This is a genomic window from Nocardioides palaemonis, from assembly GCF_018275325.1.
Lineage (GTDB): Bacteria > Actinomycetota > Actinomycetes > Propionibacteriales > Nocardioidaceae > Nocardioides > Nocardioides palaemonis.
Window position 1 is genome coordinate 878,151 of record NZ_JAGVQR010000004.1, and the last position, 19,818, is coordinate 897,968.

The following is a 19,818-nucleotide window of genomic DNA, read 5'->3' on the forward strand; positions in this document are numbered from 1 at the left end:
CCACGATGGACACCACGACGACGACGTTGCCCGGCGACGTCCCCGAGATCCCGGTGATCGAGCTCGTGCAGCCGATGCCCGGCTTCCCCGGCCTGGCCCGCTTCGCGCTCGTGCAGGTCGACGACGACGGTGTGCTCTGCAGCCTGACCTCGCTCGACGAGCCGGGGCTGCGCTTCCTCGTCGTGCCGCCGAACCCGTTCTTCCCCGACTACGCCCCCGAGGTGGACGAGTCGGTCCTGGTCGACCTCGGGTCGTCGTCGGTCGACGACCTGGTCGTGCTGTGCGTGCTGACCGCGGGGGAGTCCCTGGCGAGCACCACGGCCAACCTCGCCGCTCCCGTGGTCCTCGACACCTCGACCCACCGCGCGCTGCAGGTCGTGCTGGACGACCCGGGCCTGTCGGTCGCCACGCCGCTGATCGCGTGACCGCGACCTCGCCCGGCTCCGGTAGCGTGGCCGCATGCTGGTCGTGAGCCGTCGTGCGGGAGAGAGCGTCGTCATCGGCGACAACGTCACCGTGTCCGTGCTCGAGGTGCGCGGCGACGTGGTCCGCATCGGCATCGACGCCCCACGCTCGGTGGCGGTGCACCGCCAGGAGCTGCTGGCCCAGCTCGCCCAGTCCAACCAGGACGCGGCGTCGCCCAGCGACAACGCCGTCGACTCGCTGCTGACCGCGATCCGCGACCGTTCCAAGGACGCCTGAGCGCCCCTCGTCGAGACCGGTCGGCCGGGCCCCGTTCAGGCCTGGCGACCGCGTCCGCGCTGGGACGCGATGACGGCCGCCTGCGTGCGCCGCTGCACGCCGAGCTTGGCGAGCAGGCCGGTGACGTGGTTCTTGACCGTCTTCTCGGCGAGGTAGAGCCGCTCACCGATCTGGCGGTTGGTGAGGCCCTCGGTGATCAGGTCGAGGATCTCCGACTCGAGGTCGGTCAGGGCCGACAGCCCGGCCGGGGCGTCGGTCTCCCGCGACCGCATCCGCTCGATGACCCGGACGGCGACCGCCGGGTCGATCAGCGACTGCCCCTGGTGGACGGCCCGGATGCCGCTCACCAGAGCGCTCTCGTCGACCTGCTTGAGGACGTAGCCGCCCGCGCCGGCGAGGATGGCGTTGAAGAGCGCCTCGTCGTCGTCGTAGCTGGTGAGGATCAGCGCCTTGATGTCCGGGTCGGCCGACCGGACCTGGCGGCACACCTCGATGCCGTGGCCGTCGGGCAGCCGGCCGTCGAGGACGGCGACGTCGGGGGCGAGCTCGAGGATCTGGGGGACCCCCTCGGCGACGGTGCCGGCCTCGCCGACCACCTCGATGTCGTCCTCGAGCTCGAGGACGGTGCGCAGACCCCGCCGCACCACGGCGTGGTCGTCCAACAGGTAGACGCGGATCGCGGGTGTGCTGCTCATCTGGACCTCCCCTGAGTCCCGAGGACCCCAGCCTAGGCCCAGACGAGCCCCGTCGGGGCGGGTCAGGCGCGTTCGAGCAGGAAGAGCGGGATCTCGCGGTCGGTCCGGGTCTGGTAGTCGGCGTAGGTCGGCCACGTGGCGACCGCGTGCGCCCACCAGTCCGCGCGCTCCTCGCCCTCGAGGACCCGCGTGGTGTAGACGTGCTTCTCCGCGCCGTCCTGGAGCTCGACCTCGGGGTGGGCGAGGAAGTTGTGGTACCACTCCGGGTTCTCCGGCGCGCCCCCCTTCGACGCCACGGCGAGGTAGGCGCCGTCGCGCTCCACCCGCATCACCGGGTTCTTGCGCAGGTGGCCCGACCTCGCGCCGACGGAGGTGACGACGACGATCGGGTAGTCGGTGCCGGGCAGGGTGCCCGCCTCGCGACCGTCGGAGGCCTCGTACGCCTCGACCTGGTCGCGGACCCACTCCGACGTGCTGGGGACATAGGTGCCGGTCAGTGACATGCCCGCCACAACACCACGGCTGCCGGAGATCTTCCAGCGCCCCTCCCCCACCCCGCGGTAGTCCAGTGCCGAACTGCTGGCACCGCGGCCCCGCGACGACGTCTGGCCACTGGACTACCCCCGGGCGACGACGGCTCGCCACTGGAGCACCTCCGCCCCCGGGGGCAGCGCACCCCCGATAGCCTCCCCGCATGAGTGCGATCGACGGTGTCAGCGAGATCTTCGACCCCGAGGACTGGGACGTCGTCCCGGGCTTCGAGGGCCTGACCGACCTGACCTACCACCGCGCCCGCGCGCACGGGACCGTCCGGATCGCCTTCGACCGGCCCGACGTGCTCAACGCGTTCCGCCCGCACACCGTCGACGAGCTGCTGCTCACCCTCGAGCACGCGCGCACCTCCGCCGACGTCGGCTGCGTGATCCTCACCGGCAACGGCCCGAGCGCGAAGAACGGCAAGTGGGCCTTCTGCACCGGCGGTGACCAGCGCATCCGCGGCCGCGCGGGCTACCAGTACGAGGACGTCAGCGCCGGGGCAGGCGACACCGGCGCGGAGGAGCCGAGCCCGATCGACCGCGCCCGGCTCGCACGGCTGCACATCCTGGAGTGCCAGCGGCTGATCCGGTTCATGCCGAAGGTCGTCATCTGCGTCGTCCCCGGCTGGGCGGCCGGCGGCGGCCACAGCCTGCACGTCGTCGCGGACCTCACCCTCGCCAGCCGCGAGCACGCCCGCTTCAAGCAGACCGACGCCGACGTCGGTTCCTTCGACGGCGGCTACGGCTCGGCCTACCTCGCCCGGCAGGTCGGCCAGAAGTTCGCCCGCGAGATCTTCTTCCTCGCCGACGAGTACGACGCCGAGGAGATGCACCGGATGGGCGCGGTCAACCGCGTCGTCGAGCACGCCCAGCTCGAGAAGGTCGCGCTCGACTGGGGCCGGAAGATCAACGGCAAGTCCCCGACGGCCCAGCGGATGCTGAAGTACTCCTTCAACCTCCTCGACGACGGCCTCGTCGGCCAGCAGCTCTTCGCCGGCGAGGCGACCCGCCTGGCCTACATGACCGACGAGGCACAAGAGGGCCGCGACCAGTTCCTCGAGAAGCGCGACCCCGACTGGTCGCCCTTCCCCTGGTACTACTGAGCCGATGACCCCACCCGTCGCCGCCGAGGAGCTCCGCCGCGGGGTCGAGGCCGCGGCCGCCGGCACGCCGTACGTCGTCGCCCCGACCGAGCGGGGCTTCGACGTCTCGCTCGACCTCGTCGACGCGCAGTGGTTCGGGCTGTTCAACGCCGCAGGACTGCGCAAGCAGTACACCCACCACGTCGCGGTGCGGGGTGACGGCACCTACACGGTGACCGACGACTCCCGCGAGGTCGAGTGGGTCGCCGGTGTGCCGCGGGTCGCGGCCGGGGCCTCGCGGCAGATCGGGCGCTTCAAGGAGCTCGGCGTGCAGAAGGTCTGGGCGTTCGACGAGCGGGGCAGGTTCGGGCCGGTGGTCGACTTCCGGTTCAGCTCCGAGGAGGGCCGCGACCTGGTCACCGGGGTCGCCGACCAGCTCGGCCTGCGGCTGCGGCGCGGCACCGCGGAGATCATCGGACTCGTCTTCGCCCTGGTCGCCGTCGTGGGACTCGTCGTCGGCGGCGCGGCCGTGGGGGTCCTGGCCCTGCTCGGACGGCTGTAGCCGTAGCAGGCCTCCGCCCGATCGGGCACCATGGCCGCGTGAAGATCGACCTGACCGTCGCCGCCATCCCCGCGTTCATCGGCGCGATGGGCGCGGAGTACGCCTGGCAGCGCTCGCACCCGGTCGAGCCCGGGACGCGGGCGGGCGACTACCAGCTGGCCGACACGGTCGCGAGCCTGACCATGGGCATCGGCAGCCTGGCCGCGCCCTACGTCGCGAAGAAGCTGCTCGACCCGCTGACTCCCGGCGTCGGTCGCCACGGCCGGACCCTCCTGGCCCTGGGCGCGGCGGCGGCCGCGCTCACGACCGTGGGGGACGTGGTCCGCCGTCGCCTGCGGGACGGCTCGCTGCCCGACCCGCAGACGGTGCCGGCCGACGTCCGCGCCGTGCAGGACGAGCTCGCGGAGATCCGCCAGGGTCCCGCCTCCCGGCCCGGCGACCGCACCCCTCCGGCGCTGCGGCGCGCGCACGGCGCCCTCGCGGTCAGCGCCGTCGCGTCCACCGCGCTCGTCGCGTCGACGACGTGGGCCGCGATGACCTCGGGCAAGCGGCTCCACGAGCGGTCCCCGCTCGACCTCGGCACCGGACCGTGGGCGGCCGCGGCGGCGATCCTGGGATGGGACTTCATCTACTACTGGAACCACCGGCTCAGCCACGAGAGCCGCTGGCTGTGGGCGGTCCACGTGGTGCACCACTCCAGCGAGCGCTACAACCTCTCCACCGCGCTGCGCCAGCCGGTCGCCGAGGGCGTCACCCTCACCGTGCCCTACGGCCTGCTCGCCCTCCTCGGGGTCCGGCCCGCGCTGATCGAGCAGGCGCGCGGCATCAACCTGATCTACCAGTTCTGGATCCACACCGAGGCGATCCAGCGACTGGGCTGGGTCGAGAAGGTGTTCAACACCCCGTCGCACCACCGGGTCCACCACGGCTCCAACAGCGAGTACCTCGACCGCAACCACGGCAGCATCCTCATCCTCTGGGACCGTCTCTTCGGCACCTTCGAGGAGGAGGACGCGCCCGTCGTCTACGGCCTGACGAAGAACATCGACTCCTACAGCCCGGCGCGCATCGCCTCCCACGAGTGGGCCGACATCGCCGTCGACGTCGCCGCGGCCGGGACCTGGCACGACCGGTGGTCGTTCCTCCTGCGCCGACCGGGCTGGGCCTACGCACGACGCGCCGCGGCGGGCGTCGCGTGAGCGGGCCGCGGGTCGTCGTCCTGACCGGGGCCGGGATCTCCGCGGAGAGCGGGCTGTCGACCTTCCGCGACTCCGGCGGCCTGTGGGAGGGCCACGACCCGATGCAGGTCGCGACCCCCGAGGCCTACGAGGACGACCCGGCGCTGGTCCAGCGCTTCTACGACGAGCGCCGCGCCGCGCTCGCCCACGTCGAGCCCAACGCCGCCCACCACGCCCTCGCGCGCCTCGAGCGCGAGCTCGGCGACGACCTGCTCGTGGTCACCCAGAACGTCGACGACCTGCACGAGCGGGCCGGCTCGCGCCGCGTGCACCACCTGCACGGCAGCCTGCACTCGGCGTGGTGCACGGCGTGCGACGTACGCCACCCCTGGACGGACGCGCTCGGCGACCGCCCGCCGTGCCCGGCCTGCGCCGAGCCGGAGCTGCGTCCGGACATCGTGTGGTTCGGTGAGATCCCCTACGGCATGGACCTCGTCGAGGACGCCCTCGACACGTGCGAGCTGTTCGTCTCGATCGGGACGTCCGGGGTGGTCTACCCGGCCGCCGCCTTCGTGCTCTGGGCCCGCGGCACCACGCTCGAGCTCAACCTCGAGCCCAGCGCGGGTGCGACCGAGTTCGCGGAGTCGCGCCACGGGCCGGCGAGCGTGCTGGTGCCGGCGTGGGTCGAGGAGCTGCTCGGCTGAGCGAAACCGGTCACGCGGTCGTCCGCTGCGTGGTCGAATGGCGCAGCACGCCGCGCGACCGAGGGGCCCAGGGATGATGCACGTACGCACGGCGGTGACGCTCGCCGCCCTCGTGGCGACCACCGCGGGGTGCTCGACGTACGACCGGCTGACCACCTCCGACTTCGCGCGGCAGGAGCCGGAGCAGGTCGTCGCCGCGGCGGTCGAGGCGATGTCCGACGTGACCAGCATGCGCGTCACGGGCCAGGTGCGGGTCAGGGGCAGCGAGGTGCTCGTGGACGTCGCGATGGACGACAGCGGGAGCTGCACCGCGACGATGCGCACGGGTGAAGGCCGGCTGGCCCTGCGCCGGATCGGCCGCCGGGCCTGGGTCACGGGCGACGAGGCGTTCATCGTCCGGGCGGGCGGCGGCGCCTCGCTCCCACCGGGTGCGCTCTCGCACCTCGCGACCTCGTGGATCCGTGCGGACGCCCCGCCGCTGCTGGAGCTGTGCGACCTGCGGACGTGGACCGACACCTTCACCCGGCCGGGCGCGGGCGGCGCGGACGGCGAGTCGCAGCCGCTGACGGCGGAGGACCTCTCCTCGGTCACGCTGGTGGAGGACGAGGACCTCGGCGGCGGCGTGCGCGCGGTGCACTTCTCCCCCGATCCCCGTCAGACCGTCTGGGTCCTCAGCGAGGCCCCGCACCACGTCGTCCGCATCGAGCGCACCGGTCGCGACGGCGGTGCCCTGTCGCTCTCCGACTTCGACCTGCCGGTCGACGTCGAGCGGCCGTCGGCCGACGAGGTGCTGCGACCCTGACCTCCGGTCGGCTCAGCCCGCCGACTGACGGGGGAAGCAGAGACGCACGGCGGTGCCGCGCCCGAGCTCCGACTCCACCTCGACGGTCCCGTCGTGGCGCTGCATGATCTCGCGCACGATGCCGAGCCCGAGGCCCGTGCCGGGGCGGCGCAGCGCGGCGTCGTTGGTCGAGCGGAACATCGGGGTGAAGATGATCGCCCGGTCCTCCTCGGACATGCCGATCCCCTCGTCGCGACAGGTGAACACGACGTGCTCGTCGCCCACCTCGAGCGACAGCCAGACCTCGTCGCCCTCGTCGGAGTACTTGACCGCGTTGTCGACGAGGTTGGCGACCGCCCCGGCGACCTCGCGGGGGTCGCCGAGCACGACCGCCGCGTCGCCCGCCGGGGCCGGGTGGAGCGTGATGCCGGCCTGCTCGGCCACCGCGGCCATCGACAGCGCCGCGTCCTGGACCACCTGTCGCAGGTCGACGCGCATCCGGGCCGGCGGGTGCTCGGGGTCGCTGACCCGCGACAGCAGGGCCAGCCCCTCCAGCAGGCCGGCCAGCCGCTCGGAGCCGCGCATGATGGCCCGCGCCCGACGCCGGTCGCGCTCGTCGGCGAGCTCGCTGCCGGCCAGGAACTCGGCGTTGGCGGCGATCACGGTCATCGGGTTGTTGATCTCGTGGGTGACGACCCGCAGGAACTTGCGGCGGGTCTCCTCGAGCTCGCGGAGCTCGGTGAGCAGCCGCCGCTCGCGCTGGGTCGCGTGGGCGTTGGCGATCGCGCGCCCCAGGTCGTGGCCGAGCTCGAGCGCCGCCACCCCCTCGCCGTCGGTCCAGCGCCGCGCGCCGGTGCGGCGGGCGGCGATCAGCATCCCGAGCACCTCGTCGTCGACGCCGACCGGCGCCACCACCACCGCCTGCAGCCCGGCCTCGCGCAGCGCGTCGGTGAACCAGTCGGCGTGGGCCGCGGCGAGCTCCGTGTCGCCCCACACCTGGTCGGGCTCGATGATGATCACGCGCTGGGCGGCCCAGGCGCGCGCGGCCGCGCGGTCGAGTGCGCGGCGCACGTCGGGCGCCATGTCGAGGCCGAGGCTGTCGGGGCTCTGCGTCTCGTCGATGAAGAGATGGATCTCCAGCTCGTCGACCGACAGCGCGCCGAGCAGGGTGCTGCGGGCCTCGCGCACCAGGTGGTTGACGTCGTGGCGGGCCGGGTTGGAGCGGGCGAGGCGGCGCGTGGCGCGGATGACGCGCATGTGGTCGGCGTACTCCTCGCGCTCGATCGCGGTGACGATCGAGCGCAGGGTCATCGACAGCGTGTCGGAGATCTCGAACAGGCGCTGCTTGTCGGGACGCCGCAGGTCGTGGGGCACGTCGAGGTAGAGCAGGCCTCGCAGGTCGCCGCGCTCGTCGGTGACCCGCGCGACGAGCATGTCCATCGCCCGCCACGCGTCGGGGTCGTCGGTGTCCGGCAGGTCGGGCACGACCACCAGGCCGTCGAGCCGCTCGAGCGCCTCGTCGGAGAAGCGCTCCTCCGGGATCCAGACGAAGTGGCCGACCGTGTCGCCGTCGGCGAGCGCGAGCTCCATCTCGGCCAGCCCGGACGCCGTGCCGAGCCGCTCCTCGGCGTGGACGGTGTCGCCGTGGATGGCGACGAACTCCAGCAGGCCCTGCGGGCGGACCACCTCGATGGCGCAGACCTCGAAGCCGGCACGCGCGGCGGCGTCCCGTGCGAGGGCATGCATCAGCGCGCGCGCACGCCCGTCACCCCAGCTGAGGTCTCGCGTGCGTCGCTCACCTTCACGCACCTGGTCCATGGCGCCCCGTCCCTCCGTCGCCACCGGCGATCGTAGGCGTGGCAGCCACGCACAGGAAGGGGATGGCGGGTCAAGGTTCGCGCGGACCCGCGGGATGGACCGGGAGCCAGACGGTGAACGTGCTGCCCTCCCCCAGCACCGACGCCAGCTCGACGGTGCCGCCGTGCAGCCGCACGACCTCCTCGACGACCGCCAGTCCGAGGCCCGTGCCGGGGCGCTGGCGCGCCGACGGGCTGCTCGAGCGGAAGAACGGGGAGAACACCCGTGCCACCTCGTCCTCGGCGATCCCGATGCCGGTGTCGGCGACCACCAGGACCACGCCGTCCGCGCCGTCGCGCTGCTCGGGCCGGAGGACGACGGCGACCCGGCCCTGCGCCGGGGTGTACTTGACGGCGTTGGACAGCAGGTTGGTGACCAGCCGCTGCAGGCCGGCGGCCTCCCCGTCGACGACCAGGCCGTCGCCGACGTCGAGGTCGAGGGCGACACCGTCGGGCGAGCCCATCGGCGCCAGGAACTCCCCGACGTCGCGCACGACGGCGGACAGGTCGACCGGCTCGCGCTCGACCTGGTGGCCCTCGGCGACCCGGCCGAGCGCCATCATGTCCTCGACCATGTCCTCGATCCGGCGGGTGGCGCGGTCGAGCGCGGCGAGCGGCCCGTCGAGGTGGTCGGGCGCACCGTCCTCCTGGATGATCTCCAGGTTGCTCCAGAGCACCATGACCGGGTTGCGCAGCTCGTGGGCCAGCGTGATCACCATGTCGCGGCGGTAGTCGCTCAGCTGGCGGAGCTCGGCGTTGAGCTCGCGCTCGCGCTCGACGATGCGGGCGTCGAGGACCACGCCGGCGAGGTCGGCCGCCACGACGGACGCGGCGTTGACCTCCGAGTCGGTCCAGCGCGGCCCGGCGGCCGTGCGTCCGAGCCCGAGCGTGCCCAGGAAGTCGTCGCCGAGCCCGATCGGCACGAGCAGCCACGACGCGAGCCCGCGCTGGTCCATCTCCTCCACCAGCCCGCTCGACGTGGGGACCGGCGTCTCCCGCGCCCCCCAGGTCTGCTCACGCTCGACGACGAGGTGGCCGCGCCGGCGCCAGACCTCGGTCATCGCCTCCTCGAGGCGCGCGAGGTCGGGCGTGAGCCCCGGGAGGGCGTCACCCTTGAGCACCACGTCGGCGGTGTCGACGTTCATCCGCTCGGCCATGGCGGCCGTCATCGCCTCGAGGAAGTCGGCGAGGGCGGCGCCGGGCGGGCTGGCCTGCATCGCCGCCCGCGCCTGGTTGACCATCCGGACCTGCTCGCCGTAGAGCTCGCGCTCGACGATGCTGATGATCGCCTCGAACAGCACCCCCGCGTCGGCGTTGATCGCGGCCGCGACCTCCGGCGTCGGACGCAGCCCGGACAGCGGCTCGTCGAGGTAGAGCAGGCCGCGCAGCTCGCCGTCGGCGTCCTCGAGCATCCGGACCATCTGGTCGTCGGGGTCCCACCCGTCGGGCAGGTCGGAGGCCGGGACGTCGGGCTTGTGGCCGTACTGGTCGAGCCACGCGCGCAGCGTGTCGTCGATCCGCTCGCCGGGGATGTGGCGCCAGCCGTGCATCTCCTGGCCGAGGGTGACGATGTGCTCGAGCGCCAGCGGCGAGGCCTGCCCGAGCAGCTTGGACCGGGCGTCCTCGTCGCCGGCGATGGCGACGAACTCGAGGTAGCCGTCGGCGCGCAGCACCTCCAGCGCCGCCACCTTGTGGTCGGTGCGCTTGGCGATGTCCTCGGCGATGGCGTGCAGGACGGCCCGCTGGGCCTCGTTGCCCCATGCGAGCTCTCGTGGTCTGACCCACGTCCTCGAGTGTTCCGTCACGCCTGCTCCGCCCCCTACCACGCGCCAGCACCTGCGAGGTTACGTCGCACCACGGCCCGGTGTGGCGGGTTTGGGCAGAGATGGCCCACCTAGGTGACTGGCGGGTAACATAGCGGCATGAAGCGTGACATCTACGACGAGGACCACGAGGCCTTCCGCGCCTCGGTCAAGCAGTTCCTGGACCGCGAGGTCACCCCCACCTCGAGACGTACGCCGCGAACCACGGCCTCGACCGCGACTTCTGGGTCGCGGCCGGCAAGCAGGGCTTCCTCGGACTCGAGATCCCGGAGGCCTTCGGCGGCTCCGAGGCCGGCGACTACCGCTTCAACGCGGTCCTCACCGAGGAGCTCGCCAAGGTCAACATGACCCTCCCGAGCTGCGTCGGCATCCACGCCGACATCACCGTCCCCTACCTCGTGCACCTCACCGACGACGAGCAGAAGGCGCGCTGGCTCCCGCGGGCCGCGTCGGGCGAGCTGGTCACCGCGATCGGCATGACCGAGCCCGGCGGCGGCTCGGACCTGGCCAACCTCAAGACCACGGCCGTGCGCGACGGCGACGACTGGATCATCAACGGGTCCAAGACCTTCATCACCAACGGCGGCTCCGCCGACCTCGTCCTGGTCGCCGCACGCACCAGCCCCGAGAAGAAGGCGAAGGGCATCTCGCTCTTCGCGGTCGACACCACCCTCGACGGCTTCAGCGTCGGCCGGGTGCTCGACAAGGTCGGCCAGGACGAGTCCGACACCGCCGAGCTGGCCTTCGAGGACGTCCGCGTCTCGGGCGCCGACCTGGTCGGCCCGCTCGACACCGGCTTCATCTCGATGATGCAGTTCCTGCCGCAGGAGCGCCTCGGCTCGGCCATCACCAACCTCGCCCACGCCAGGCAGATCCTCGAGGAGACGGTCCAGTACGCCAAGGACCGCCAGGCGTTCGGCCAGCCGATCGGCGCCTTCCAGAACACCCAGTTCCTGCTCGCCGACCTCGTCACCCGCGTCGACGTCACCCAGGCGTTCGTGGACCAGTGCGTGCTCGCGCACAACCGCAAGGAGCTCACCCCGGTCGACGCCGCCAAGGCGAAGTGGTGGACCTCGCAGGTCCAGAACGACGTCCTCGACCACTGCGTGCAGGTGCACGGCGGCTACGGCTACATGAACGAGTACCGCGTCGCCCGCGCCTGGCGCGACGCCCGGGTCACCAAGATCTGGGCCGGCTCGAACGAGATCATGAAGATGCTGATCGGGCGCGACCTGGGCCTGTGATGCGGGCGTTCGTCGCGGTCGTTCCGCCGCCCGACGTCGTCGCGCACCTCGACGAGTTCCTCGAGGTGCGTCGCGCGGCCGCCGACCTGCGCTGGTCGGCGGCCGAGCAGTGGCACCTCACGCTGGCCTTCGCGGCCGTGCTGCCCGAGCGCAGCCTGGACCTGCTCGACGAGCTGCTCCGCGACGCGGCCGCCCGGCGCCCCGCCTTCGGCGCCCGTCTCGGCGGTGGCGGCGCCTTCCCCCACCCCGACGACGCACGGGTGCTCTTCGCCGGACTGGCGGTCGAGGACGACGACGCCCTGGACCGGCTGGCCGTGGCGTGCCGGGCGGCGATGTCGCGCGCCGGCGCCCGCGTGGACGGACAGCGGTTCCGTCCCCACCTCACCCTGGCCCGCCTCGGCCGGCCGGCGAACGTCACGTCGTGGGTCCGGCTGCTCGACGCGTACGAGGGTCCACGCTGGCAGGTCGGGGAGGTCGCGCTCGTCTCCTCCCACCTCGGCGAGGGCCCGCGGCGACGGCCGCGCCACGAGGTGCTGGCGACGTACACGTTGGGGTGATGAGCACAGCCTCACCTTCGTTGCACGCCCCGGGATGCAGGGGGAGCATCGGGGCATGAGCATCGAGATCGGGACCGACGAGGAGCCGCAGCACTTCCACGACGAGCTCGGCGACAGCGTCGGCGCGCGGCTGAACTGGCTGCGCGCGGCCGTCCTCGGCGCCAACGACGGCATCGTGTCGACCGCCGGCGTGGTGATGGGTGTCGCCGGCGCCACCGACGACAGCGGCGCGATCGTCATCGCCGGCATCGCCGCGCTGACCGCCGGCGCGCTGAGCATGGGTGCCGGCGAGTACGTCTCGGTGAGCACCCAGCGCGACTCCGAGAAGTCGATCCTCGCCCTCGAGGCGAAGGAGCTGCGGCAGATGCCGGAGACCGAGGAGCGCGAGCTCGCCAGGATGTACGTCGAGAAGGGCCTGCGGCCCGAGACGGCGAAGCAGGTGGCGCGCGAGCTCACCGAGCACGACGCGCTGCGGGCGCACGCCGACATCGAGTTCGGGATCGACCCCGACGACCTGACCAACCCGTGGCACGCCGCGTGGGCCTCGATGGTGGCCTTCACCGTCGGCGCGCTGCTGCCGCTGCTGATCGTCGCGTTCGTGCCCGACAGCGTCCGGGTCCTCCTCACCGTGGTGAGCGTCGCGGCCGCGCTGGCCCTCACCGGCTTCGTGAGCGCCCGCATCGGGCTGAGCCCGCGCGTGCCCGCCGTCGTGCGCAACGTCTCCGGCGGCCTGCTGGCGATGGGTGTCACGTACCTCATCGGCATGCTCGCAGGCACTAGTCTCGGCTAGACACCAACGGAGGAGCTCGGATGTTCGACACCATCGCAGGCCTGCCCGTCCACGCACTCGTCGTCCACGCGGTGGTGGTCCTCGGCCCCCTCGCCGCCCTGATGCTCCTCGCCTACGCGCTGCGCCCGACCTGGCGCACGGGCCTGCGCTGGCCCACCCTGCTGCTCTCCGCCATCGCTACGATCTCCGCCTTCACGGCGACCGAGAGCGGCGAGCAGCTCGAGGGGCGGGTCGGTGAGCCCGGCTTCGACCACGCGGAGAAGGGCGACCTCGCCGCGATCTCGATGTACGTCCTGCTGGGCGCCGCTGTCGTCGTCATCTTCCTCCTCGCCCGGGCCGGCCAGACCGCGTCGACCTCGGCGATCGGCACGGTCGTGGCGCTCGCCGCGTTCGCCTTCGCGATGTTCGCGGTCTTCAACGCCGGCCACTCCGGCGCGTCGTCGGTCTGGAAGGACATCGTCGCCAACACCACGCCGAGCGGCGGCGAGTCCGGCGAGGACTGACCGCCCGGCTCAGCGGCGCTCCCACCCGGCGACCAGGTCGAGGCACCACGTCAGGTGTCGACCCGGGTGGCCGGCCAGGCAGCTGGCGGTGACGAGGCCGTACGCCGCGCGGTGCAGCACGAGGTGCGCCGGGTCGTGCCCGAGCCGCCGCACCGACAGCTCGTCGAACGCCGCGGTCGCTGCCGCCGCGCCGGGGCTGAACATGTCCTGCAGGCAGGCCGCGACGGCGGCGTCGAAGGCCGGGTCACCGAGGGTCGAGACGTAGCCGAAGTCGAGCAGCCCGGTCGGGCGACCGTCCTCGAGCAGCACGTGGACCGGGCCGAGGTCACCGTGCACGAGCCTGGGCGGCACCGGCTCCAGCGCACGCAGGGCGACGGCCAGCCGCTCGACCACCGCGGCGGGCAGGGCGTCGGCGAGGAGCGGCGCGCGCCGCTCCACCAGGTCGGCCATCGACCACCCGAAGGGGACCGCCGGGTCGAACGCCGCCTCGCCGTCCGGCACGGGCAGCGCCGCCATGTCCGGGTGCGGCTCGACCCGGGCCAGCCACTCCAGCACCTCGACCACGGGCTCGGGCCCCGCGCCGTCGAGCGCGAGCGCCCGCCCGCGCAGGCGCGGGTGGACGGTGACGACGAGTCCGTCGACCTCGCCCACCTCGGAGATCCGCGGCACCCCGAACGGCGCCCCTGCCTCCCTCAGGCCGGTGGCGACCGCGTCGTAGAACGCGCGCAGCCGGTCGACCTCGGCCCGTGGACGCCGGTCCCACAGCTTGACCACGCGGTCGCCCTCGAGCGCCGCCACCACGCCCTCCATGCCGCGGCCGACCTCGTGGGTGACCGGCCAGCCGGCCGCGCGCAGCCGGTCGAGGGCGCCCGGCTGCACCCCCTCGCTCATCCGACGCGGTGGACGCAGACGCCGGTCGCGCCGGGCAGCGTCACGGTGCCCCCGGCCATCTCGGCGTCGACCCCGACCACGGTGGCGAGCGAGGCGTCCGGCCCGAGCGCACCGGCCGGCAGGGTGACCGCGCCGGTCGGACGGCGTACGGCGTGGACGAGCAGGGTCTCGTCGGGGTGCTCGCGGAGGTAGGTGATCGAGTCCTCACCCGCGTGCAGCCACCGCAGGCCGCCGCGGCGCAGCGCGACGTGGTCGCGGCGCAGCGCGATCCACTGCTGGTAGGCCTCGAAGGTCGGGCGGTCCCAGGTGTCGGGGTGCTCCCACGGGTAGGGCGTACGGGCGTGCTCGCCGTCGACGGCGGTCAGCCCGAGCTCGTCGCCCATGAAGACGACCGGCACGCCGGGCATCGTCATCTGCAGCCCGAGCCCGACGAGGTGCAGCTCGCGACCCACGCCGTCGAGGTCCACGCCGCCGTCGGTGCCGCCGCCGGCGACGGTGCGGAACCGGGGGGTGTCGTGGGAGTCGAGGTGCATCGTCGAGCCCTGCCACGACGCCCACGGCATTGCGCCGTGCACCTCCCGCATGGTCGCCACCGCGGCGGTGCCGGGCAGCACCGGGATGTCGACCGGCAGCCCGAGGTAGTCCAGGCCGTGCGCGAGCCCTGGGCCGTCCGGCGCGCCACCGTTGAGCCAGCACCACACCGGACGGGTGAAGCCGGCGTAGTCCATCGTGCCGTGCCAGCCGGGACCCATGAGGTCGGCGGTGGCGTCGTGGCCGTGCTCGGCGAGCAGCCAGGCGTCCGGCGACACCTCGTCGATGGTGCCCCGGATCCGCTGGGCGACCGCGTGGGCGAGGTCGTCGCCGCCGAGGCGACCGGTCATGTTGGCGACGTCGACGCGCCACCCGTCGAGCCCGCGGCGCAGCCAGTGGGCGACCACCGACTCGTCGCCGGCGTAGAGCCGCCGAGCCATCTCCTCGGACGTGTGGTCCAGCTTGGGCAGGCTCTCGATGTCGAACCAGGCGGCGTAGCCGTGGGTGTAGTCCTCGCCGAAGCGGTAGAACGCCCGCTCGGGGGCGTCCGGGTCGGCGAGCGCGCGCAGGAACCAGTCGTGGTGCTGGCCGGTGTGGTTGGTCGTCAGGTCTCCCATCAGCCGCAGGCCGTGCTCGTGGGCCGCCTTCGCGAGCCGCTCGAGCGCCTCGTCGCCGCCGAGCAGCGGGTCGACCCGGTCGAAGGACACGGCGTCGTAGCGGTGGGTGGACCACGCCTCGAAGACCGGGGTCAGGTAGAGGAGGGTCGCCCCGAGCAGGTCGAGCTGGTCGAGGTGGTCGGCGACACCGTCGAGCGTGCCTCCGTAGAGCTGGTAGGGCACGTCGGGGCCCTTGTGGACGACCGGCTGGTCCCAGTCGCACGGGATCGCCCAGTCCGGGACCGGGGCGTCGGTCTCGGTGCGGCCGAAGCGGTCGGGGAAGACCTGGTAGCCGACCTGGTCGGCGACCCAGTCCGGCAGCCGGTGGTCGGTGCTGATCCGGAAGTCGCCGCCGTCGGAGACGTCGCGCTCGTGCACGCCGGTGGCGGTGAGCCAGCGGAAGTCGTCGGGGCCGCGAGAGACGAGGAAGCGGTAGGACGTGAGCCGGTTGACCAGCCGCAGGGTGACCTCCCACCAGGCGCCTGCCGCGTCGGTCGACACCTGCTCGGCCTGACCGATCGCGGGCTCGCCGTCGCGTACGGCCCGCAGCACGACGCGCGTCGCGCCGGGCGTGCCGTCCTCGGCGTGCGGCACCCGCACGCGCAGGGTCACCTCCCCACCGAGGACCGACGTGTCGCCGACGACGTAGTGGACCGAGCCGTCGTGGTGCGGGTCGAGCGGGTGGGGGTGGTGCGGCATCGGCGGGATCAGCCCTTCACACCGCCGGCGGTGATGCCGCCGACGATGAACTTCTGGAGGTAGAGGAACAGCAGGACCACGGGGATGGCGGTCATGATCGAGCCCGCGGCGAAGACGCCGAGGTTGTTGGAGCGGTCGGCGTCGATCAGGCCGTAGAGGCCGGTCGCGAGCGTCTTGTTGCCCTCGTCGCGCAGGAAGATCGACGCCATCAGGAACTCGCCCATCACGCCGACGAAGACGAGCAGGCCGCAGATCGCGAGGATCGGCCGGAGCAGCGGCAGGATGATCCGGAAGAAGACCTGCACGTGGCTGGCCCCGTCGATCATCGCCGCCTCGTCGAGCGACATCGGGATCGAGTCGAAGAAGCCCTTGATCAGCCAGACCTGGCCGAGCGAGCCGCCGCACATCATCAGGATGTAGCCGGGCAGCGTGTCGAGGCCGATGGCCGGGATGACCTCGCCGATCTCGGTGAACATCAGGTAGAGCGCGACCGCGGCGAGGAACTGCGGGAACATCTGGATCAGCAGCAGCGCGAGGAGGCCGCCGCGGCGGCCCTTGAACCGGAAGCGGCTGAAGGCGTACGCGGCGAACGTGCTGAACAGCAGCTGCACGAACACCACGCAGACGCACACGATGATGCTGTTGCGGTACCACGTGCCGAAGGGCTGCTCGTCGATGAGCTGGGTGAAGTTGTCGAGGCTGAACGACCTCGGGATCATCGTCGAGGTGACGACGTTGCCGAGCGGGTTGAGCGAGGCCGACACGAGGTAGGACACCGGGAAGAGCGCCCACACCACGGCCAGCACGCCGACGAGGTGGCGCCAGCCGATCTCCCGGAACCACCGGCCCGGGGGCATCTTCGTCCGCGGGGCCGGGTCGCGGCGGCGGCGGCCGCCCCCGGACTCCGTGGGTGGGGCGTCCTCGACGAGGGTGGTGCCCGGCGGCGGGCCCTGGACCTGGGTCATCTCAGTTCACATCCTCGAGCGAGCGGGTGGCGCGGAACTGCAGGGCTGCCATCACGCCGGTGATGACGAAGAGGACCACCGAGACGGCGGACGCGAAGCCGATCTGCACGCCGCCCGCGCCGAAGGCGAGGCGGTAGAGATAGCTGATCAGGATGTCGGTGCCACCGGCCGTCGGGTTCTCCGGCGTGAACGGGCCGCCACCGGTGAGGAGGTAGATGGCACCGAAGTTGTTGAAGTTGAAGGCGAACGTCGCCACCAGCAGCGGCGCGACCGTCACCAGGAGCAGCGGGAAGGTGATCCGCCGGAAGCCGGCGAACCCGCCCGCGCCGTCGATCGTCGCCGCCTCGCGCAGGTCCTCCGGGATCGCCTGCAGCGCGCCGGTCGAGACCAGGAACATGTAGGGGAAGCCCATCCAGAGGTTCGTGATGAGCACCGCGATCTTGGCGGTCGTGGCCCCACCGAACCAGTTGACGTCCAGCCCGGTGAGGTCGTTGATCAGGCCGAAGTCCCGGTTGTAGAAGCTCGACCAGAGCAGCAGCGAGATGAAGCCCGGGATCGCGTAGGGGAGGATCAGCAGCGCGCGGTAGATCTTCTGCCCACGCACCCGCGGGTCGTTGAGGGTGATCGCGAAGAGCAGGCCGAGCAGGAAGGTGCCGATCACCGACACGGTGGCGAAGATGACGTTCCAGATGAAGATCTTCGCGAAGTCGGTGCGGATCTGGGCGTCGGTGGCGATCCGCTCGTAGTTGCGCAGCCCGACGTTGGCGGTCCAGGACTGGTCGGAGATCCGGGTGCCGTCGCCGTCCACGAAGTACTCGCGGTCGCCCTGCTTGGCGACGGAGTAGACCGTGTCGCTCGTGGTGTCGGTGATCGTGTCGGCGTCCTCGTCGTAGACCAGCGTGGGCGCTCCCTCGAACGCCTCGCTCGTGCCGTCGCGGACGATGAAGGTGTCGTCGTCGGTCGGGACCGCGATCTCGTCGAGGTCGTCGGACGCGGCGCTGATCTGCTTGATGTTCAAGATCGTGTAGCCGTCGACGGCGGTGACCCGTCCGTTGTCCAGGGTGACCCCGTCCGGGGCGTCCTCGAGGCCGTCGGGCGTGCCCTCGTAGACCGTCTCCGGGTCGTCCTGCGGGACCAGGAAGTAGGTGAAGGGGCCCGAGGCGGGGTCGCCGTCGGTGGCGACCGTGAGGTTGTACTGCGGCGAGTCGGCGGACCGGGTGACCGACGAGCCGACGATCTGGTCGACGGTCGTCTGCTTGTCGTTGCGGGTGCCGTCGCCGTAGTTGGTGAAGGAGGTCTTCGCGGTCAGCGCGATCGGGTAGACGACGAAGAGCGCCAGCATGAGCGTTCCGGGCACGAGGTACTTGGCCGGCAGCGCGCGGCCCGTGGCGTAGGTCGCGACGAGGATCGCGGCGACCACCCAGATGGCGCCGAGGAAGAACCACGACCCGTTGCCGACGAGGGCCGGCGTGAGGGCGATCGCGGTGCCGACGACGACACCGAGGAAGAGCACCTTCACCAGCAGCGCGGGCACGCCGTCGCGACCGGGCTGCGTGAACCGGGGACGTCGTGGCCCGGGGTCGGTCGACGAGCTGGTCGAGGGCTCGCTGGTCTGGAGGTCCGCCATGGTCAGTTCCCCTTCAGGGTCCGAGCGGGCTGAGCAGGTGGGACGGGTGTGCGGGCGCCCGGACGGGCGCGGGCGCGTCGAGCACGGCCCCGGGCGGGCGGCGGCGTGCGCCGCCCGCCGGGGTCGTGCCTGCGGGCTCAGCCGGCGTCGGCGATCGCCTTGGTGATGGTGTCGCCGGCGGACTTGATGGTCGCGGCCGGGTCCTTGCCGCTGACGATCGCGGCGTAGGCCTTGCCGAGCGGCTCCCAGACCGAGGCCATCGCCGGGATGGCGGGCATCGGCGCGGCCACGTTGGCTGCCTCGGTGAAGACGCTCAGGTCGGGGTCGTCGACCTGGTCCTGCACGGCGGTCATGGCCGGCGGGAGCTGGGTGCCCTCGTAGAGGGTCATCATGGCGTCCTCGCTGTTGACGCCGTTGTTGACGAACTCCTGCGCGATGTCCTTGTTCGTGCCGTGGGCGGCGACCATGAACGCCTGGGCGCCCATGAACGGCGCCGCGTCGCCCTGGCCGGCGAAGCCGGGCACGGGCTGGATGGCGTAGTCGAAGCCGGCCTTCTTCACGTCGGCGAGGGCCCACGGACCGGAGACGAGGAAGGCGGCCTTGCCGCTGGTGAACAGGGCGATCGAGTTGTCGCCGCTGATCGAGGTGCGCAGCACCTTGGACTGGGCGAGCTTGGAGATCTCCTCGGCCGCCTTGATCGAGCCCTCCTTGCCGATGCCGACGTCCTGGGCGTCGTAGCCGGTGGCGTCGTCGTAGGAGAAGATGTAGCCGCCGAACGAGGTCAGGATCGGCTCCATGTGGTACGCGTCGCCGAGCTCGCCGACCGGCAGGTTGAGGGCGGAGTCGACCTTGCCGGCCTTGACCGCGGCCTCGCCCTCGGCGATGGCGTCGTCCATGGTGGCCGGCTCGTCGGGCGCGACCTCGGTGTTGCGGTAGAGCGCGAGCGCCTCGATGCCGTAGGGCACGCCGTAGAGCTTGCCGTCGTAGGTCGTCGCCTGCACGGCCTTCTCCGAGTAGCCGGAGAGCTCGTCGGGCGCGAGGTTGAGCGGGTCGATGGCGCCGTTCTGGACCAGGTTGCCGATCCAGTCGTGGGCGCCGACGACGACGTCGGGACCGTTGCCGGCCGCGTCCGCGGTCACGAAGCTGCCCTGCAGGTCCTCCGAGATCGCCTGGACCTTGACGTTGATGCCGTTGGCCTCGCCGAAGTCCTCGGCGACCTGCTTGACCGCGTCGATCTTGAGCGAGTCGGTCCACACGAGGAGGTCGGCGTCGCCACCCCCGGAGTCGGCGGACGGGCTCGAGCTGGAGCTGCTGTCGGAGCTGGACGAGCTGTCGCTCGATCCGGATCCGCCGCCGCAGCCCGCGGCGGTGAGGGCGAGCACCGCGACGGCGACGGGGCCGAGGGTGCGGGACAGTCTGCGCATGGGTCCTCCGAG

General features: G+C 72.4%; 20 protein-coding genes and 1 pseudogene. 12 read left to right on the forward strand and 9 right to left on the reverse strand.

Annotated features, from left to right (window positions below; translation table 11 throughout):
• The first annotated feature begins 5 nt into the window (after nucleotides 1–5).
• Both fliW and csrA read left to right on the forward strand, forming a co-directional pair.
• Nucleotides 6–425 carry a flagellar assembly protein FliW gene (gene fliW, locus KDN32_RS19965; RefSeq protein ID WP_211734155.1) on the forward strand — a complete coding sequence of 140 codons (420 nt, stop codon included), beginning with the start codon at nucleotides 6–8 and terminating at the stop codon, nucleotides 423–425.
• Nucleotides 426–459: 34 nt separating this feature from the next.
• Nucleotides 460–702 carry a carbon storage regulator CsrA gene (csrA, locus tag KDN32_RS23050; protein ID WP_211734157.1) on the forward strand — a complete coding sequence of 81 codons (243 nt, stop codon included), beginning with the start codon at nucleotides 460–462 and terminating at the stop codon, nucleotides 700–702.
• A gap of 35 nt (nucleotides 703–737) precedes the next feature.
• Here the strand turns inward: csrA and KDN32_RS19975 are convergent, their stop codons facing one another.
• Both KDN32_RS19975 and KDN32_RS19980 read right to left on the reverse strand, forming a co-directional pair.
• Nucleotides 738–1,397: a response regulator gene (locus tag KDN32_RS19975; RefSeq protein ID WP_211734159.1), complete on the reverse strand. Its 660-nt coding sequence runs from the start codon at nucleotides 1,395–1,397 to the stop codon at nucleotides 738–740.
• A 62-nt stretch (nucleotides 1,398–1,459) separates the two neighbouring features.
• A complete protein-coding gene (locus KDN32_RS19980) occupies nucleotides 1,460–1,900 on the reverse strand; it encodes a nitroreductase family deazaflavin-dependent oxidoreductase (protein ID WP_211734161.1) in 441 nt (146 codons plus the stop codon).
• Nucleotides 1,901–2,091: 191 nt separating this feature from the next.
• On the opposite strand from KDN32_RS19980, the gene KDN32_RS19985 reads away from it, so the two are divergent.
• From KDN32_RS19985 to KDN32_RS20005, 5 genes are all read left to right on the forward strand, one after another.
• Nucleotides 2,092–3,036 carry a 1,4-dihydroxy-2-naphthoyl-CoA synthase gene (locus KDN32_RS19985; protein ID WP_211734163.1) on the forward strand — a complete coding sequence of 315 codons (945 nt, stop codon included), beginning with the start codon at nucleotides 2,092–2,094 and terminating at the stop codon, nucleotides 3,034–3,036.
• A 4-nt stretch (nucleotides 3,037–3,040) separates the two neighbouring features.
• The gene (locus KDN32_RS19990) at nucleotides 3,041–3,577 is read left to right on the forward strand and encodes a hypothetical protein (protein WP_211734165.1); all 537 of its coding nucleotides are present in this window, start codon (nucleotides 3,041–3,043) and stop codon (nucleotides 3,575–3,577) included.
• 38 nt (nucleotides 3,578–3,615) lie between these two features.
• Nucleotides 3,616–4,776, forward strand: coding sequence for a sterol desaturase family protein (locus KDN32_RS23435; RefSeq protein ID WP_211734167.1), 1,161 nt, complete (start codon nucleotides 3,616–3,618; stop codon nucleotides 4,774–4,776).
• Nucleotides 4,773–5,459 carry an NAD-dependent deacylase gene (locus tag KDN32_RS20000; RefSeq protein ID WP_211734169.1) on the forward strand — a complete coding sequence of 229 codons (687 nt, stop codon included), beginning with the start codon at nucleotides 4,773–4,775 and terminating at the stop codon, nucleotides 5,457–5,459. The genes KDN32_RS23435 and KDN32_RS20000 overlap by 4 nt, the downstream gene beginning before the upstream one ends.
• A 73-nt stretch (nucleotides 5,460–5,532) precedes the next feature.
• Nucleotides 5,533–6,261, forward strand: coding sequence for a hypothetical protein (locus KDN32_RS20005; RefSeq protein WP_211734171.1), 729 nt, complete (start codon nucleotides 5,533–5,535; stop codon nucleotides 6,259–6,261).
• A 12-nt stretch (nucleotides 6,262–6,273) separates the two neighbouring features.
• Here KDN32_RS20005 and KDN32_RS23440 read toward each other — a convergent pair whose 3' ends face one another.
• Together KDN32_RS23440 and KDN32_RS23445 are read right to left on the reverse strand one after the other, a co-directional pair.
• Nucleotides 6,274–8,082, reverse strand: coding sequence for a sensor histidine kinase (locus KDN32_RS23440; RefSeq protein ID WP_211734173.1), 1,809 nt, complete (start codon nucleotides 8,080–8,082; stop codon nucleotides 6,274–6,276).
• Nucleotides 8,083–8,128: 46 nt separating this feature from the next.
• Nucleotides 8,129–9,901 carry a sensor histidine kinase gene (locus KDN32_RS23445; protein WP_211734174.1) on the reverse strand — a complete coding sequence of 591 codons (1,773 nt, stop codon included), beginning with the start codon at nucleotides 9,899–9,901 and terminating at the stop codon, nucleotides 8,129–8,131.
• 254 nt (nucleotides 9,902–10,155) lie between these two features.
• Between KDN32_RS23445 and KDN32_RS23605 the strand changes: the two are divergent.
• The 5 genes and pseudogenes from KDN32_RS23605 to KDN32_RS20035 form a co-directional block, all read left to right on the forward strand.
• A pseudogene (locus tag KDN32_RS23605) lies at nucleotides 10,156–10,317 on the forward strand (acyl-CoA dehydrogenase family protein); the annotation flags it as partial.
• A 78-nt stretch (nucleotides 10,318–10,395) separates the two neighbouring features.
• Entirely contained in the window at nucleotides 10,396–11,163 is a 768-nt protein-coding gene (locus KDN32_RS20020) for an acyl-CoA dehydrogenase family protein (RefSeq protein WP_443678668.1), read from the forward strand.
• Nucleotides 11,163–11,720, forward strand: coding sequence for an RNA 2',3'-cyclic phosphodiesterase (gene thpR, locus KDN32_RS20025; protein WP_211734176.1), 558 nt, complete (start codon nucleotides 11,163–11,165; stop codon nucleotides 11,718–11,720). The genes KDN32_RS20020 and thpR overlap by 1 nt, the downstream gene beginning before the upstream one ends.
• 55 nt (nucleotides 11,721–11,775) lie before the next feature.
• Nucleotides 11,776–12,510 (forward strand): VIT1/CCC1 transporter family protein, encoded by a 735-nt coding sequence (locus tag KDN32_RS20030; protein ID WP_211734178.1) that lies wholly within the window; start codon nucleotides 11,776–11,778, stop codon nucleotides 12,508–12,510.
• Between the two features lie 20 nt (nucleotides 12,511–12,530).
• Nucleotides 12,531–13,013 carry a DUF2231 domain-containing protein gene (locus tag KDN32_RS20035; RefSeq protein WP_211734179.1) on the forward strand — a complete coding sequence of 161 codons (483 nt, stop codon included), beginning with the start codon at nucleotides 12,531–12,533 and terminating at the stop codon, nucleotides 13,011–13,013.
• 9 nt (nucleotides 13,014–13,022) lie between these two features.
• Here KDN32_RS20035 and KDN32_RS20040 read toward each other — a convergent pair whose 3' ends face one another.
• The 5 genes from KDN32_RS20040 to KDN32_RS20060 form a co-directional block, all read right to left on the reverse strand.
• Nucleotides 13,023–13,904, reverse strand: coding sequence for a phosphotransferase family protein (locus KDN32_RS20040; protein ID WP_211734181.1), 882 nt, complete (start codon nucleotides 13,902–13,904; stop codon nucleotides 13,023–13,025).
• Nucleotides 13,901–15,790, reverse strand: coding sequence for a glycoside hydrolase family 13 protein (locus KDN32_RS20045; RefSeq protein ID WP_211734183.1), 1,890 nt, complete (start codon nucleotides 15,788–15,790; stop codon nucleotides 13,901–13,903). Before KDN32_RS20045 ends, KDN32_RS20040 begins: the two co-directional genes overlap by 4 nt.
• Before the next feature lie 8 nt (nucleotides 15,791–15,798).
• Nucleotides 15,799–16,755, reverse strand: coding sequence for a sugar ABC transporter permease (locus KDN32_RS20050; RefSeq protein ID WP_249217272.1), 957 nt, complete (start codon nucleotides 16,753–16,755; stop codon nucleotides 15,799–15,801).
• Nucleotide 16,756: 1 nt separating this feature from the next.
• Entirely contained in the window at nucleotides 16,757–18,382 is a 1,626-nt protein-coding gene (locus tag KDN32_RS20055; RefSeq protein WP_211734185.1) for an ABC transporter permease subunit, read from the reverse strand.
• 137 nt (nucleotides 18,383–18,519) lie between these two features.
• Entirely contained in the window at nucleotides 18,520–19,806 is a 1,287-nt protein-coding gene (locus tag KDN32_RS20060; protein ID WP_211734187.1) for a sugar ABC transporter substrate-binding protein, read from the reverse strand.
• Between the last annotated feature and the right edge of the window lie 12 nt (nucleotides 19,807–19,818).

What these genes read in the sequence shown, in the direction of transcription:
- KDN32_RS19985 (WP_211734163.1), top strand. Translation starts at nt 2,092, where the DNA reads ATGAGTGCGATCGACGGTGTCAGCGAGATCTTCGACCCCGAGGACTGG.
- KDN32_RS19975 (WP_211734159.1), bottom strand. Translation starts at nt 1,397, where the DNA reads ATGAGCAGCACACCCGCGATCCGCGTCTACCTGTTGGACGACCACGCC.
- KDN32_RS20020 (WP_443678668.1), top strand. Translation starts at nt 10,396, where the DNA reads ATGACCGAGCCCGGCGGCGGCTCGGACCTGGCCAACCTCAAGACCACG.
- KDN32_RS20030 (WP_211734178.1), top strand. Translation starts at nt 11,776, where the DNA reads ATGAGCATCGAGATCGGGACCGACGAGGAGCCGCAGCACTTCCACGAC.
- KDN32_RS20060 (WP_211734187.1), bottom strand. Translation starts at nt 19,806, where the DNA reads ATGCGCAGACTGTCCCGCACCCTCGGCCCCGTCGCCGTCGCGGTGCTC.
- csrA (WP_211734157.1), top strand. Translation starts at nt 460, where the DNA reads ATGCTGGTCGTGAGCCGTCGTGCGGGAGAGAGCGTCGTCATCGGCGAC.
- KDN32_RS20035 (WP_211734179.1), top strand. Translation starts at nt 12,531, where the DNA reads ATGTTCGACACCATCGCAGGCCTGCCCGTCCACGCACTCGTCGTCCAC.
- KDN32_RS20045 (WP_211734183.1), bottom strand. Translation starts at nt 15,790, where the DNA reads ATGCCGCACCACCCCCACCCGCTCGACCCGCACCACGACGGCTCGGTC.
- KDN32_RS19980 (WP_211734161.1), bottom strand. Translation starts at nt 1,900, where the DNA reads ATGTCACTGACCGGCACCTATGTCCCCAGCACGTCGGAGTGGGTCCGC.
- fliW (WP_211734155.1), top strand. Translation starts at nt 6, where the DNA reads ATGGACACCACGACGACGACGTTGCCCGGCGACGTCCCCGAGATCCCG.
- KDN32_RS20050 (WP_249217272.1), bottom strand. Translation starts at nt 16,755, where the DNA reads ATGACCCAGGTCCAGGGCCCGCCGCCGGGCACCACCCTCGTCGAGGAC.
- KDN32_RS20055 (WP_211734185.1), bottom strand. Translation starts at nt 18,382, where the DNA reads ATGGCGGACCTCCAGACCAGCGAGCCCTCGACCAGCTCGTCGACCGAC.
- KDN32_RS20040 (WP_211734181.1), bottom strand. Translation starts at nt 13,904, where the DNA reads ATGAGCGAGGGGGTGCAGCCGGGCGCCCTCGACCGGCTGCGCGCGGCC.
- KDN32_RS19990 (WP_211734165.1), top strand. Translation starts at nt 3,041, where the DNA reads ATGACCCCACCCGTCGCCGCCGAGGAGCTCCGCCGCGGGGTCGAGGCC.
- thpR (WP_211734176.1), top strand. Translation starts at nt 11,163, where the DNA reads ATGCGGGCGTTCGTCGCGGTCGTTCCGCCGCCCGACGTCGTCGCGCAC.
- KDN32_RS20005 (WP_211734171.1), top strand. Translation starts at nt 5,533, where the DNA reads ATGATGCACGTACGCACGGCGGTGACGCTCGCCGCCCTCGTGGCGACC.